This window comes from Brevundimonas intermedia (assembly GCF_004614235.1).
Lineage (GTDB): Bacteria > Pseudomonadota > Alphaproteobacteria > Caulobacterales > Caulobacteraceae > Brevundimonas > Brevundimonas intermedia_A.
The window spans coordinates 1,402,050-1,415,467 of sequence record NZ_SPVH01000006.1 but is presented as its reverse complement, the minus strand read 5'-3'; the positions used below and the strand labels follow the sequence as shown (position 1 = coordinate 1,415,467).

General features: G+C 64.9%; 14 protein-coding genes. 5 read left to right on the top strand and 9 right to left on the bottom strand.

Annotated elements, in window-relative coordinates:
- Positions 1-2: 2 nt before the first annotated feature.
- Positions 3-542 carry a bactofilin family protein gene (locus tag EGY25_RS13360; RefSeq protein WP_135195421.1) on the top strand — a complete coding sequence of 180 codons (540 nt, stop codon included), beginning with the start codon at positions 3-5 and terminating at the stop codon, positions 540-542.
- A 70-nt stretch (positions 543-612) separates the two neighbouring features.
- Here EGY25_RS13360 and prfB read toward each other — a convergent pair.
- Positions 613-1,735 (bottom strand): peptide chain release factor 2 gene (prfB, locus tag EGY25_RS13355; RefSeq protein ID WP_135195420.1). Its coding sequence is split into 2 segments (ribosomal slippage): positions 613-1,665 and positions 1,667-1,735, totalling 1,122 coding nucleotides; the frame shifts between segments, so codons are not numbered across the junction.
- 94 nt (positions 1,736-1,829) lie between these two features.
- Positions 1,830-4,244, bottom strand: a complete 2,415-nt coding sequence (locus EGY25_RS13350; protein WP_135195419.1) for a penicillin-binding protein 1A — start codon at positions 4,242-4,244, stop codon at positions 1,830-1,832.
- Between the two features lie 136 nt (positions 4,245-4,380).
- Between EGY25_RS13350 and EGY25_RS13345 the strand changes: the two genes are divergently transcribed.
- Genes EGY25_RS13345 through EGY25_RS13335 form a run of 3 tightly spaced genes read left to right on the top strand, consistent with a single transcriptional unit; the run spans position 4,381 to position 6,860 of the window.
- Positions 4,381-4,809: an organic hydroperoxide resistance protein gene (locus EGY25_RS13345; protein ID WP_135195418.1), complete on the top strand. Its 429-nt coding sequence runs from the start codon at positions 4,381-4,383 to the stop codon at positions 4,807-4,809.
- A 59-nt stretch (positions 4,810-4,868) separates the two neighbouring features.
- Positions 4,869-5,873, top strand: a complete 1,005-nt coding sequence (gene cobS, locus EGY25_RS13340) for a cobaltochelatase subunit CobS (protein ID WP_135195417.1) — start codon at positions 4,869-4,871, stop codon at positions 5,871-5,873.
- Positions 5,874-6,860 (top strand): DUF4238 domain-containing protein, encoded by a 987-nt coding sequence (locus tag EGY25_RS13335; protein WP_135195416.1) that lies wholly within the window; start codon positions 5,874-5,876, stop codon positions 6,858-6,860.
- 15 nt (positions 6,861-6,875) lie between these two features.
- Here EGY25_RS13335 and EGY25_RS13330 read toward each other — a convergent pair whose 3' ends face one another.
- Entirely contained in the window at positions 6,876-7,235 is a 360-nt protein-coding gene (locus EGY25_RS13330; RefSeq protein ID WP_135195415.1) for a phage holin family protein, read from the bottom strand.
- 108 nt (positions 7,236-7,343) lie between these two features.
- Between EGY25_RS13330 and EGY25_RS13325 the strand changes: the two genes are divergently transcribed.
- A complete protein-coding gene (locus EGY25_RS13325; RefSeq protein ID WP_135195414.1) occupies positions 7,344-7,781 on the top strand; it encodes an HIT family protein in 438 nt (145 codons plus the stop codon).
- Here EGY25_RS13325 and EGY25_RS13320 read toward each other — a convergent pair.
- The 6 genes from EGY25_RS13320 to cyoB all read right to left on the bottom strand — a co-directional run bounded on the left by EGY25_RS13320 (position 7,778) and on the right by cyoB (position 13,417).
- Positions 7,778-8,314 (bottom strand): response regulator transcription factor, encoded by a 537-nt coding sequence (locus tag EGY25_RS13320; RefSeq protein ID WP_135195413.1) that lies wholly within the window; start codon positions 8,312-8,314, stop codon positions 7,778-7,780. The genes EGY25_RS13325 and EGY25_RS13320 overlap by 4 nt on opposite strands.
- The gene (locus EGY25_RS13315; protein ID WP_135195412.1) at positions 8,311-9,633 is read right to left on the bottom strand and encodes an ATP-binding protein; all 1,323 of its coding nucleotides are present in this window, start codon (positions 9,631-9,633) and stop codon (positions 8,311-8,313) included. The genes EGY25_RS13320 and EGY25_RS13315 overlap by 4 nt, the downstream gene beginning before the upstream one ends.
- Positions 9,630-10,301 (bottom strand): SURF1 family protein, encoded by a 672-nt coding sequence (locus tag EGY25_RS13310; RefSeq protein WP_348521867.1) that lies wholly within the window; start codon positions 10,299-10,301, stop codon positions 9,630-9,632. The genes EGY25_RS13315 and EGY25_RS13310 overlap by 4 nt, the downstream gene beginning before the upstream one ends.
- A 94-nt stretch (positions 10,302-10,395) precedes the next feature.
- The gene (gene cyoD / locus EGY25_RS13305; protein WP_135195410.1) at positions 10,396-10,791 is read right to left on the bottom strand and encodes a cytochrome o ubiquinol oxidase subunit IV; all 396 of its coding nucleotides are present in this window, start codon (positions 10,789-10,791) and stop codon (positions 10,396-10,398) included.
- Complete coding sequence (gene cyoC / locus EGY25_RS13300; protein ID WP_135195409.1) at positions 10,788-11,411, bottom strand: cytochrome o ubiquinol oxidase subunit III; 624 nt, start codon at positions 11,409-11,411, stop codon at positions 10,788-10,790. Before cyoC ends, cyoD begins: the two co-directional genes overlap by 4 nt.
- 2 nt (positions 11,412-11,413) lie before the next feature.
- The gene (gene cyoB, locus EGY25_RS13295; RefSeq protein ID WP_135195408.1) at positions 11,414-13,417 is read right to left on the bottom strand and encodes a cytochrome o ubiquinol oxidase subunit I; all 2,004 of its coding nucleotides are present in this window, start codon (positions 13,415-13,417) and stop codon (positions 11,414-11,416) included.
- Position 13,418 lies beyond the last annotated feature (1 nt).

Genomic DNA, 13,418 nt, shown 5'->3' with positions numbered 1-13,418 from the left:
CCATGTTCACCAAGAGCAAATCCTACGACAGCGGATCGACCGGGCTGGGCATTCCCCCCACGCCTGAACCGACGCCGTCGCCGACCCCCAACCTGCCGGCGGCGACGCCAGCCGCCCGCGCGCCTGAACCGGCCCGGCCGGCGACCCGGTCCAGCAATCTGTCCACCCTGGCGGCCGGGGTGAAATACGAAGGCAATATCTCCGGCGCTGGCGAGCTTCAGGTCGAAGGCAATCTGAAGGGCGACGTCCGCGTGGCCCGCGTCGTCATCGGCGAAGGCGGCGCGGTCGAAGGCACCGTCCACGCCGACGTGCTGGACGTGCGCGGCCGCATCACCGGCGCCATCGTCGCCAAACAGGTCAAGCTCTACGCCACCGCGCGCGTCGAGGGCGACATCACCCAGGAGCAGCTGTCCATCGACCAGGGCGCCTGGTTCCAGGGCCGCTGCAACCAGGCCAAGCGCGACACGCCCGGCGCCGCCATGCTGGAAGCCCCCGAAAAGCCCGCCAAGACGGACAAGCTTGAGGCCAAGACTCCGGTCTGACAGGTTCAAGCAGGCCGAAGGCCGATAGCCCAACAAACAAAAGGGCGGCCTGTCAGGCCGCCCTTTTTCTTTAGTCCGTGCTGGACCCGCGCGTCTCGCCGACCCGGGCCGCCAGGGCCGCACCCATGAAGGCGTCCAGGTCCCCGTCCAGAACCCCTTGCGTGTCCGAGGTCTCGACCTCGGTCCGCAAGTCCTTCACCATCTGATACGGCTGTAGGACATAGGAGCGGATCTGGTGGCCCCACCCGATGTCCGTCTTGGCGTCGGCCAGGGCCTGGGCCACGGCCTCGCGCTTCTGCAGTTCCAGTTCGTACAGGCGCGCCCGCAGCATCTTCCATGCCTGTTCGCGGTTCTGGTGCTGCGACCGGCCGGCCTGGCAGGCCACGACGGTATTGGTCGGGATGTGCGTCAGTCGCACGGCCGAGTCCGTCTTGTTGATGTGCTGACCACCCGCGCCCGAGGCCCGGTAGGTGTCGGTGCGCACGTCCGACGGATTGATGTCGATCTCGATGGCGTCATCGACGACCGGCGACACCCCGATGGAGGCGAAGCTGGTGTGCCGCTTGGCCGCCGCGTCATAGGGGCTGATCCGCACCAGACGGTGCACCCCTGATTCCGACTTCAGCCAGCCGTAGGCGTTCGGGCCGGAGATCAGGATGGTGGCCGACTTGACCCCCGCCTGTTCGCCCTCTTCATAAGCCTCGATCGTGACCTCGTAATCGTGCGCCTTGGCCCAGCGGGAATACATCCGCAGCAGCATGCCGGCCCAGTCGTTGGACTCGGTGCCGCCGGCGCCGGAGTTGACTTCCAGATAGGCGTCGTTGCCGTCGGCCTCGCCGGACAGCAGGGCTTCCAGCTCGGCGCGCGCGGCCCGTTCCTTGATGCCCCGCAGCGAGGCGCGTGCGTCTTCCAGCGCGCCCTCGTCGCCTTCCTCGTCCGCCATCTCGGCCAGCATCACCCCGTCTTCGAGGTCCTGCTCCATCGCCTTGACGGTGTTGATCTTGGCTTCCAGCTGCGAGCGTTCGCGGCTGACGGCCTGGGCCTGTTCGGGCTTGTCCCACAGCGTCGGGTCCTCGACCCGCGCGTTCAGCTCATCGAGCTTTCTTAGAGCGACATCCCAGTCAAAGACGCCTCCTGAGCAGAGCGACGCTCTGCTCGATGTCGGCCTTCATGGCCTCGACATCCGGTCTCATCGCATTCTCCAGCGACACAACGCCCTCGAACAGGGCGGATGAAAGGAAAACGGCGCGCCCGAGGACGCGCCGTTCGATGGGCCTACCTAGAGCCTCAGTACAATCCGCTCAAGTCCTCGGCCGGCGCCTTCTTCGGCGGCGGCGGTGCGGTGGGCGCCGGTGCAGTAGCCGGAGCGCCGCTCGCGGCCTCCTGCTCGCGTCGGATGACCTCGTAGTAGTTCTGCGGTCCGGTGGGCTGCACCGGTCCGGTCGGCGCAGGCGGCGGGGCCTGACGTTCGGTGCCGGGGCGGAAGGCTTCCTCGATGCCGTTGACGGTGCGGAAGATGGCGTTCTTGGGCCGCACGAAGGGCCGGGCGGGCCGTTCCTTCAGCGCCGTCTGCATGAACTCCGTAAAGACCGGCACGGCAGCCGAGGCCCCCGCTTCGCCGGAACCCAGCGAACGGTTGTCGTCGAAGCCGATGAAGACGCCGACCACGATGTCGGTGGTGAAGCCCACGAACCAGGCGGAGCGATACTCGTTGGTCGTGCCCGTCTTGCCAGCGACCCACGGGCCCAAGCCCCGAGCGCTCGCGGCGGTGCCGCGCTGAACGACGCCTTCCAGCATGGAGCTCATCTGATAGGCGGTGATCGGATCGATGACCTGGGTGCCGCGCTGTTGAAGGCGGGGCGATTCCTGGCCCGAGAATCCGCGTCCGCATTCGCGGCAACTGCGGTTGTCGGCCCGGAAGATGGTCTCGCCGTCGCGGTCCTGCACATAGTCGATCAGATAGGGCGTCACCCGCCGCCCGCCGTTGGCGAAGGCGGAATAGGCGGCCGTGATCTCCAGCGGCGTCACCTCGCCGGCGCCCAGCGACACCGACAGGTTCGGCGTCAGGCCGGGGATGCCCATTCTGGCGGACTGATCCACGATCTTCTTCATGCCGACCGACTGGGCCAGCCGCACCGTCATGACGTTGCGCGACAGCTCCAGCCCGCGCCGCAGCGTCTGCGGCCCATAGTACTGACGGCTGTAGTTTTCCGGCGTCCAGCGCTGGCCGTTGGCCCCGCCGGCGAAGCTGATCGGCGCATCCAGCACGATGGAAGCCGGGGTGAAGTCGCCTTCCAGCGCCGTCGCATAGACGAAGGGCTTGAACGCCGAACCGGGCTGACGCCGCGCCTGGGTGGCCCGGTTGAAACTGGACAGCGCATAGGAATAGCCGCCGACCATGGCCAGCACGCGGCCCGACTGCGGCTCGATGGCCACCAGAGCGCCGTTGACGCGCGGCACCTGTTTCAGGGCGTATTGCCCGCCCTTGGGCTCCACGAAGATCAGTTCGCCACGTCGCAGTTGGCGGTTGGCGTTGGCCCAGGCCGCATCCGCCGCCAGCAATGTGCCGGTCTTGTCGTCGCGGGCCGTGCGGATGCGGACGGTGTTGCCGCTGACGCTCTCGATGGCGGCGGGCTGCCAGCTGCGGCGTTCGGGCGGAACCTGTCCCTTCAAGGCGACCGCCTGCCAGCCGTCGGCAAAGTCGGTCGTGCCCCACCCGCCGCGCCAGCCGTGACGCCGGTCATAGTTTTCCAGCCCCTGCATCAGGGCCTGACGCGCCGCCGTCTGCAACGTCGGATCCAGCGTGGTGCGCATGTAGAAGCCGCCGGCGCGAAGCTGCTCGCCGAACTGGGGATTGGCGGCGGCCTGACGACGGGCCTCCTCCACGAAGAAGTCCGCGTCCTTGTAGTCCGAACGCTGGGGCGCATCGCGCGTAACCAACGGCTTGGCGCGGGCGGCGATCAGTTCCGCAGGCGTCAGCCAGCCGCTCTGTTCCATTTCGCCCAGCACCCAGTCGCGACGGCCCTTGGCCGCGCCGGGGTGACGTTTGGGGTGGTAGTTGTTCGGCCCCTTGGGCAGGGACGCCAGGAAGGCCGCCTCGTCTGGCGTCAGCTGACCCAGCGACTTGCCGAAATAGTTGTAGGCCGCCGAGGCGATGCCGAACGACCGATAACCCAGGAAGATCTCGTTCAGATACAGTTCGAGGATCTGCTCCTTGGACAGGGTCGCCTCCAGGCGATTGGCCAGGATGGCTTCCTTCAGCTTGCGGTTCAGACTCGATTCGTTGGTCAGCAGGACGTTCTTGGCCACCTGCTGGGTGATGGTCGAACCGCCCTCCAGCCGGCGGCCCTGCGCCAGGTTGAAGACGTTCTTGATCGAGGCGCGGCCGATGCCGCCCACGTCGATCCCGCCGTGCTGGAAGAAGTTGCGATCCTCGGCGGCCAGGAAGGCATGGATCACCGGCGTCGGGATTTGGTCGTAGGAGACATAGATTCGGCGCTCGTCCGAGAACTCGCCGATCAGGGTGCCGTCGCCGGCATAGACGCGCGTCGCGGTCGGCGGGCGATAATCCGCCAGCTCAGACGCGTCAGGCAGGTCGTGGAACAGCCACGCCGCATAGACGGCGACCACAAGCCCCGCCAAGGCGATGCCGCCCAGCAGAACCATGCCCGCCCACACGAACCAGCGTTCGGCAATCTTCACTGCGTACTCCGACGACGCGCCCCGAAAGGGTGCTTTAGCCCGCGTCGCCGGTCGATTGCTAGAGCGGGCGTGAAACGTCCCCTTCCCGTCTCCCGTTAAGACCCCATCTCAAGCATCCCAACCCAAGGAGCCTGCCATGGAAGTTCTGTATCGCGCCCAGTCCACCGCCTCCGGCGGAGGCCGCGAGGACGGCCGCTCGGCCACCGACGACGGCAAGATCGACGTCAAATTGTCCACGCCCAAGGAAATGGGCGGCAAGGGCGGCGACGGCACCAATCCCGAGCAGCTCTTCGCCACCGGCTACGCTGCCTGCTATCTCGGCGCCCTGCGCCTGGTCAGCGGCAAGGCCGGAACGCCAGTCGGCCCCGACACCAAGATCACGGCCGGCGTCGGCTTCGGCAAGAACACCAAGGGCGAGGGCTTCAACCTCGACGTGGACCTGACCGTCACCGATCATGGCCTGGAGCAGGCCGTCATCGACGACCTGATCGAGAAGGCGCACCAGGTCTGCCCCTACTCCAACGCCACCCGCGGCAACGTGGATGTTCGCCTCAGCGCGAAATAAGCGACACGAAGGGCCGCGCGCGTGTTGAGCCGCGCGCGCGGCGCCTCTAGATGAAGTCCATGACCTCCCCGCTCGACGCCTCCCCCGATCCCCTGCTGACGCTCGAACCCGCCCGCCGCGTGACCCTGCGCGAAGCCTTTGGCGTGGACAGCGACATGACCGTGCCGTGCTTCGCCGAGCGCGATAGCCATGTGCCCGAGATCGACGAGGCCTATCGCTTCGATCAGCAGACGACGATCGCCATCTGCGCCGGCTTCGCCTTCGACCGTCGCGTCATGGTCCAGGGCTATCACGGCACCGGCAAGTCGACCCATATCGAACAGGTCGCCGCCCGCCTGAACTGGCCTCTGGTGCGCGTGAACCTGGACAGCCACGTCAGCCGCATCGACCTGATCGGCAAGGACGCCATCGTCCTGAAGGACGGCAAGCAGATCACCGAGTTTCGCGAGGGCATCCTGCCCTGGTCGCTGCAACGCCCCATCGCCCTGGTGTTCGACGAATACGACGCCGGCCGTCCTGACGTGATGTTCGTGATCCAGCGCGTGCTGGAGGCGCAAGGCCGCCTGACCCTGCTGGACCAGAACCGCGTCATCCGCCCCAACAAGCATTTCCGCCTGTTCGCCACGACCAACACCATCGGCCTGGGCGACACCACGGGCCTGTATCACGGCGCGCAACAGATCAATCAGGCCCAGCTGGACCGCTGGAACATCGTCACGACGCTGAACTACCTCGACCACGACGTCGAGGCCGAGATCGTCGCCGCCAAGGTGCCCGAATGGTCTGACGCCGAGGGCCGCCGCCGGATCGCCGCCATGGTCCGCGTCGCCGACATGACCCGCAACGCCTTCATGAACGGCGACATCTCCACCGTCATGTCGCCCCGCACCGTCATCACCTGGGCCCAGAACGCCCTGATCTTCAACGGCGATCTGGCCCTCAGCTTCCGCCTGACCTTCCTCAACAAGTGCGACGAACTGGAACGCCCCACCATCGCCGAGTTCTACCAACGCGCCTTCGGCGAGGACCTGCCGGAGGCGGCGACGCGGGTGAAGGTGGGCTGATTGCCCGCCCCTCCTAAACTCCACCATTATGTTCCGCAGGTATATCTTCGACAGTTTACTAATTCGAGTGGAAGACTAACGGCTTACCGCAAGGATGATCCCAATAATCCTCACCCGAAACTTCCAAGAGAGGTGGGTGCGCAAAATAACTACTACACGCAGCCTTTACCCGACGGTTCGCTTGATCGTGGCTTAGAAGTTTTCTTCCAACAATCTGAAGATCGCTGGCCGTCGATAGTAGATAGCTTCAAAAAAGATGGGCAACTTCCTGAAGCGCTGATCGAGCCATTCTACGATTTTATGGGTTCAATGAGAGTGCGAGGCCCAGCTAGTCGTGACGCCGCAGAATTAGTTTACGCGGAGCAGGTCCGAATGGCTGGCGAGATTATGGAACGCCGGGGTGATCTCCCAAGCCCGCCAACAGGCAGGGAAGAGGCCTTAAGCCTCAAAAATCTCGCAATATCTATAAACCCGCACCAGTCTATCCATGCAATGCCGCACATGCTGATTGGGTTTTCAAGAGTATTGGAACAAATCGGATTTTGCCTTGCATTAAACGAAACAGACATTGATTTTATTACAAGCGACAATCCGGTTGTCTGTTTCAATCCTGCCATGCCAGAGGACCATTTGCGTCCGTATGCGATTGAACACGGACCGCCCATTGAACTGCTGTTTCCGTTAACTCCGAAACTTATCATTATCGGACACAGTGACTGGGCCGGTCCTTACAGTCACGCTCATTTTCGCACTATGCGTTGCAACGACCGCACGATCATACGCCGAGCCAATCGCTTTATCGCGAGGTTTGGCTATCGCGAGATATATGCACGTAACCGCTCTCACGATGCCCTAGTAGCCAAATGGTCGGCTACCTCACCTATAATAACCAATCAGGCTTTTCGGACGGAGAAGGGGACTGCGCTCGTAAATCAGTGGGTATTTGGCCCACGTCCGATAAAGCCAAAATGGAGCCGTACCCAATGAAGATAGGGCACGAGCCTAGCGGCGCGCCTCTTCGCCACCGCCGATGAAGGCGCCGGCGATCCAGCTGACCACGCCCGTCACGATGGCCGCGCCGATGCCGGCCCAAAGGCCCTCGACCCGGAAGCCGTCCAGGAAGACGGAGGTCAGCCCGATCATGGCGGCGTTCACCACCAGCAGGAACAGGCCCAGGGTCACCACGGTGATCGGGAAGGTCAGAACCACCAGGATCGGCCGCACGAAGGCGTTGACCAGCCCCAGGATGATGGCCGCCGCGATCAGCGATCCCGTGCTGGTGAAGTCGACGCCCGGCACGACCTGGGCGGACAGCCACAGGCCCGCCATGGTGACCAGCGCCTGGATGATGAAACGGATCATGACGTGCCTCGTTGTGTTCAAGCGTGACCATAATGCATGGCGTGGACGAAGGCTCCCCCTTCGTGGCCGCCACTGCTATCCAATCCCCAGACTGCACGGAGACCGCCCATGAGCCTGCACGGCGCCTATGACCCGAACAACATCTTCGCCAAGATTCTGCGCGGGGACATTCCCTCGGTGAAGGTGTGGGAAGACGACCACGTCCTGGCCTTCATGGACGTGTTTCCTCAGTCGGAAGGCCACGTCCTGATCATCGCCAAACAGTCCCAGGCCCGCAATCTGCTGGAGGTCGAGCCGGAGGTTCTGGCCCGCATGACCGCCGCCCTGCAACGCACGGCCAAGGCGGTGGAGAAGGCGTTGCAGCCGGAGGGTCTGGCCATCCTTCAGTTCAACGGCGACGCAGGCGGACAGACGGTGTTCCACCTGCATTTCCACATCGTGCCGCGCTGGACCGACCGGGAGATGAAGGGTCACGGCCATGCACCCATGGCCGATACCGCGACCTTGCAGGCTCTGGCCGACCGGATCGCGGCCAAACTCGACTAGGTCACGCGCCGCTTTTCCAGCTTTCGCGCAAGGGTGCGGCGGTGCATGCCCAGGCGGCGCGCGGCCTCGGAAATGTTGAAGTCGGTTTCCACCAGCGTCTCGTGGATCCGCTCCCATTCCAGGGTCTTGATCGAGGTCGGGCGCGTGCCCAGCGGCGTCTCGGCGTCGCCGTCCGCCCGCCCGAACGCGGTCTCGATGTCGTCGGAACTGGCGGGCTTGGCCAGATAGTGGCGCGCGCCCAGCTTGATCGCCTCGACCGCCGTGGCGATGCTGGCGAAACCGGTCAGGACGACGATGTTCATCTCGGGATCGAAGGCGTGCAGGGCCTCCACGCAGGTCAGGCCCGAGTGACCGCCCAGCTTCAGATCCACGACCGCATAGCCGGGGCGATGCGTCTTCAGCACCTCGGTCATCTGGTCGGGACTGGCGGCGCTGACGACGGCATAGCCGCGCCGTTCGAACGAGCGTCGCAGGGTGGTCGAGAAGGATTCGTCGTCCTCGACGATCAGCAGCAGTCTGGCCTCATCGGTCATGGAGCGATTTCGTCCTTGGGCGCCAGCGCCGACAGCGGCAAAGTCAGCCGCACCTCTGCGCCGCCGGCTGGGGGATTGGAAGCCTCGACCCGACCGCCCAGCGACCGGATCACGTTCATCAGCAGGAACAGCCCCAGGCCGGCGCCTGCGCGCGGCTTGGTCGAGTTGTAGGGCTTGCCCCAGGCCTGAAGGATGACGTCCGGGAACCCCGGCCCGTCGTCTCGCACGGCGATGCCCAGCGTGTCGTCCGTCCGTGTCGTGGTGACGGCGATGCGCCTGGCTCCGGCCTCGACGGCATTGTCGAACAGCACGCCCAGCACCTGGCGCAGGGCCGGGTCGGCGATGATCGACGGGTTCTGGGCCAGTTCGTCGCGGATCTGAACGGTCACGCCGTCGCCGTTCCAGCTGGCGACCACATCGGCGACGAAGGCCCGCAGGGTGGTGCGCTCGGGCGCCTGTCCCCTCGCCTCGCCAGCCGACATCAGGATGCCGGTGACGATGGCCTTGCACCGCTCGACCTCGGCCCGCATCACGGTCATGTCCTGCACGAGGTCGGCGTCCTGGGTCAGGGCCGGCATCCGCTTCCAGTCGCTGAGGATCACGGACAGGGACGCCAGCGGCGTGCCCAGTTCGTGCGCAGCCCCGGACGCCAGCAGGCCCATGCGGACGATGTGGTCGTGCTCGGCGTTCTGCTGACGCATGGCGGCGACGGAGGCGTCGCGCTCGCGCAGGTTCTGGCTGATCCGGGTGACGAACAGCACCAGCAGCACCGCCATCAGGACGAAACAGATCAAACTGCCCTGAAGATACAGGCTGAGCAGCGAATCCTCGCGCGCCGGCGGCAGGTTCAGCGGCTGGGAATGCAGGCCAAGCCCGGCGAAACACAGGCTGGTGATGGCGATCAGCGCCCAGGCATAGACGGGCGCCAGCAGCACGGCTCCCAGCACGACCTGAAGCAGATACAGGGCCACGAACGGATTGGCCGCGCCCCCCGTCAGGAACAGCAGCCAGGTCAGGGCCGCCACATCCGCCAGCAGGGCGATCATCAGGGCCTGATCCTCGACCTCCTCGCGGCGTGCGGTCAGCGGTGCGCTGATCAGATTGACCAGCACCAGCCCCGCTGGCGCCGCCAGAAGCCACAGCACCGGCAGCGGGATCCGCATCACATACTGAACCAGCAGGATCGTCGCCATCTGCCCGGCGACCGCCAGCCAACGCAGCTGGATCAGCAGCAGCATGTTGCGCCGGTTGGCCCCGCCGTGCGAGGCGACCCCGCCTCTGAGCCCCAGTCCCAGCAGCCGTTGCAGGGCCGTGGTCATGGCCGGTTGCGCCGGCCGTCGCGCAGGAACAGCCACAGACCGACCAGCGTCAGCAAGGCCATGCCGAACCAGGTCAGGGCATAGACCAGATGGCTGTTGGCGAACCGGATCACGGTCAGCCCGCCTAGCGGCCAGCCGCCCGGATTGGGCGTCGCGTCCGCATCGATGAAATAGGGCGCGACGTTCGTCAGGCCGCGCCGCGCCGCGATCGCCGTCACATCGCGCGATCGCCAGCGGTCTCCGGCGGCGTCGTTGGCGCGCAGGAAGCCGCCCTTGGGTTCCGTTATCCTGAGCAGCCCCACGATGGTCTGCGGCCCCATGACCTGTCCATCGGCGCGCGCGGCCGGATCGCGACGCCCGGCAGACACGAAGCCGCGGTTGATCAGGACGGTAAAGCCGCGCGCATCGACCAGCGGCGTCATGACCCAGAAGCCGCCGCCCGCATCGGTCACGGCCTGAACCAGGGTTTCCTTGTCGTGCAGGAAGGTCCCCTGCACGGCGACGCGACGATACTGGTCGTCCTGTCGCGTCACGCTCTGCCACTGCCCCGGTCCCGGCGCGGGTACAGCCGGAGCATGGACGCGGGCGTCGACCTGGGCGATCAGGTCCGTCTTCCAAGCCAGTCGCTGAATCTGCCAGCCGCCCAAGGCCAGAAAGCCGACGAACAAGACCAGCCCCACGACCGATACGACGATGCGGATCGGTCGCGAGCGCTTGGCCTTGTCGGGGGCCGGGGCTGAAGACGTGTCGGTGATCTCGACCTCAGCTGCCCATGTTCGTCATGTCGTGGGTCATGGGCATCATGTTGGTGTTCAGGTGGTACATGACCCACAGCGAACCCGACAGGGCGATGACGACGACGATGATGGTGAAGATCAGCGCCAGCATGATCCAGCCGCCCTCCGACTTCGAGTTCATGTGCAGGAAGTAGATCATGTGGACCACGATCTGCACCACGGCGAAGCCCATGACGATCAGGGCCGTCGCCTGGGTCGGCAAGACGCCGGTCATCACCAGGGCGAACGGGATCGCCGTCAGGATCACCGACAGGACGAACCCGATCATATAGCTCTTGAAGGAGCCGTGATTGTGCCCCTCGTGGCCCAGGTGATCCGCGTCGTGGGACTCGGGCGAGTGGTCGTTCTTGTCGGCGCTCATCGCAGCATGCCCAGCAGATAGACGAAGGTGAAGACGCCGATCCAGATGACGTCCAGGAAGTGCCAGAACATCGACAGGCACATCAGGCGGCGTTTGTTGGCGGGGATCAGGCCCTTCATGCTGACCTGAACCATCAGCGTCACCAGCCAGATGATGCCGAAGGTCACGTGCAGGCCGTGGGTGCCCACCAGGGTGAAGAAGGCCGACAGGAAGGCGCTGCGTTGCGGCGTCGCGCCCTCATGGATCAGGTGGGCGAACTCGTAGAGTTCGATGCCCAGGAAGGCCAGGCCGAACAGGCCGGTGACCGCCAGCCAGACCAGGGTCTGACGCTGGTTGTTCCGGTCCATCGCCAGCATGGCGAAGCCGTAGGTGATCGACGAGAACAGCAGCATGGCGGTGTTGATCGCCACCAGCTCCAGATCGAACAGCTCCTTGGGCCCCGGCCCGGCGGCGTAGTTGCCGCCCAGCACGCCGAACACGGCGAACAGCATCGCGAAGATGAGACAGTCGCTCATCAGATAGAGCCAGAAGCCCAACATGGTGCTGGAGCCTTCCTCGTGATGCGGCTCCTCTTCCAGGTGGAAGACGGTCCGGTCGATCTCGGTCGCAGTCGCGCTCATGATCAGGCCTCCGTTCCGGCCAGGGCGCGCGTGCGCGCCTCTTCGGTCGCGCGCACCTCATCCTCGGGGATGTAGTAGTCGCGCTTGTAGTTGAAGGTATGGCCGATCGAGACGGCCAGCACCCCGATGAAGCTGATCGCGGCCAGCCACCAGATGTACCAGATCAAGGCCAGCCCCATCACCAGGCACAGGCCCGAGATGATGATCCCCGCCCCCGTGTTCGACGGCATGTGGATCGCCTTGTAGCCGCTTAGCGGACGTTGATAGCCCTGCTTCTTCATGTCCCACCAGGCGTCGGCGTCGTGCACGTAGGGCGTGGCGGCGAAGTTGTAGGCCGGCGGCGGCGAGGACGTCGCCCACTCCAGCGTGCGGCCGCCCCATGGATCGCCCGTGGTGTCGCGCAGCTTGTCGCGGTTGATGATCGAGACGGCGAACTGGATGAACATGGCCGCGATGCCCAGGGCGATCACGCCCGCGCCGATGGCGGCGATCACGAACCAGATCTGCAGCGACGGATCGTCGAACACCCGCATCCGGCGCGTCACGCCCATCAGGCCAAGCACGTACAGCGGCAGGAAGGCCAGCCAGAAGCCGGGCACCCAGCACCAGAAGCTGATCAGGCCCCACTTCTTGTCCAGCTTGAAGCCGAAGGCCTTGGGCCACCAGAAGTTGATGGCCGCGAACAGACCGAACAGGACGCCGCCGATGATGACGTTGTGGAAGTGCGCCACCAGGAACAGCGAGTTGTGCAGCACGAAGTCGGCCGGCGGCACCGCCAGCAGCACGCCCGTCATCCCGCCGATCACGAAGGTGAGCATGAAGGCGATCAGCCACATCATCGGCAGTTCGAACCGGATCCGTCCCCGGTACATCGTGAACAGCCAGTTGAAGATCTTGGCCCCGGTCGGGATCGAGATGATCATCGTGGTGATGCCGAAGAAGCTGTTCACCGAGGCGCCGGACCCCATGGTGAAGAAGTGGTGCAGCCAGACCAGGTAGGACAGGATCGTGATGACGACCGTGGCGTAGACCATGGAGGTATAGCCAAACAGCTTCTTGCCCGAGAAGGTCGAGGCGATCTCCGAGAAGACGCCGAAAAGCGGCAGGATCAGGATGTAGACTTCGGGGTGACCCCAGATCCAGATCAGGTTCACGTACATCATCGGGTTGCCGCCGAAGTCGTTCGTGAAGAAGTTGGTGCCGACGTAACGGTCCAGCGTCAGCAGGGCCAGGACGGCGGTCAGGACCGGGAAGGACGCCACGATCAGCACGTTGGTGCACAGCGAGGTCCAGGTGAAGACGGGCATCTTCATCATGCCCATGCCGGGCGCGCGCATCTTCACGATGGTCGCGATCAGGTTGATGCCGGACAGGGTCGTCCCCACCCCCGCGATCTGCAGCGCCCATATGTAATAGTCGACCCCGACGCCGGGGCTGTAACCGATGCCCGACAGCGGCGGATAGGCCAGCCAGCCGGTACGCGCGAACTCGCCCACGAACAGCGAGGCCATGACGATGAGGGCGCCGGCCGTAGTCATCCAGAAGCTGAAGTTGTTCAGGAAGGGGAAGGACACGTCGCGCGCGCCGATCTGCAGCGGCACGACATAGTTCATGATCCCCGTCACCAGGGGCATGGCCACGAAGAAGATCATGATCACGCCGTGGGCGGTGAAGATCTGGTCATAGTGGTGGGCGTTCAGATAACCCTCGGACCCGCCGAAGGCCATCGCCTGCTGGATACGCATCATGATGGCGTCGGCGAAGCCGCGCACGAACATGATCAGCCCCAGGATCATGTACATGATCCCGATCTTCTTGTGGTCCACGGTGGTGAACCACTCCTTCCAGAGATAGCCCCACATCTTGAAATAGGTCAGGGCGCCAAACAGGGCGAGCCCGCCCAGTATGACCACGGACATGGTCACGACCAGGATCGGCTCGTGCAGAGGCAGGGCCTCCCACGTGAGGCGCCCGAAGATTAGCGGAATGAGTTGGTCAGCGTTCATC

Excerpts from the sequence above, each read along its gene's own strand:
- EGY25_RS13360 (WP_135195421.1), top strand. The coding sequence starts at position 3 with ATGTTCACCAAGAGCAAATCCTACGACAGCGGATCGACCGGGCTGGGC.
- EGY25_RS13345 (WP_135195418.1), top strand. The coding sequence starts at position 4,381 with ATGGAAGTTCTGTATCGCGCCCAGTCCACCGCCTCCGGCGGAGGCCGC.
- cobS (WP_135195417.1), top strand. The coding sequence starts at position 4,869 with ATGACCTCCCCGCTCGACGCCTCCCCCGATCCCCTGCTGACGCTCGAA.
- EGY25_RS13330 (WP_135195415.1), bottom strand. The coding sequence starts at position 7,235 with ATGATCCGTTTCATCATCCAGGCGCTGGTCACCATGGCGGGCCTGTGG.
- EGY25_RS13325 (WP_135195414.1), top strand. The coding sequence starts at position 7,344 with ATGAGCCTGCACGGCGCCTATGACCCGAACAACATCTTCGCCAAGATT.
- EGY25_RS13320 (WP_135195413.1), bottom strand. The coding sequence starts at position 8,314 with ATGACCGATGAGGCCAGACTGCTGCTGATCGTCGAGGACGACGAATCC.
- EGY25_RS13315 (WP_135195412.1), bottom strand. The coding sequence starts at position 9,633 with ATGACCACGGCCCTGCAACGGCTGCTGGGACTGGGGCTCAGAGGCGGG.
- cyoD (WP_135195410.1), bottom strand. The coding sequence starts at position 10,791 with ATGAGCGCCGACAAGAACGACCACTCGCCCGAGTCCCACGACGCGGAT.
- cyoC (WP_135195409.1), bottom strand. The coding sequence starts at position 11,411 with ATGAGCGCGACTGCGACCGAGATCGACCGGACCGTCTTCCACCTGGAA.
- cyoB (WP_135195408.1), bottom strand. The coding sequence starts at position 13,417 with ATGAACGCTGACCAACTCATTCCGCTAATCTTCGGGCGCCTCACGTGG.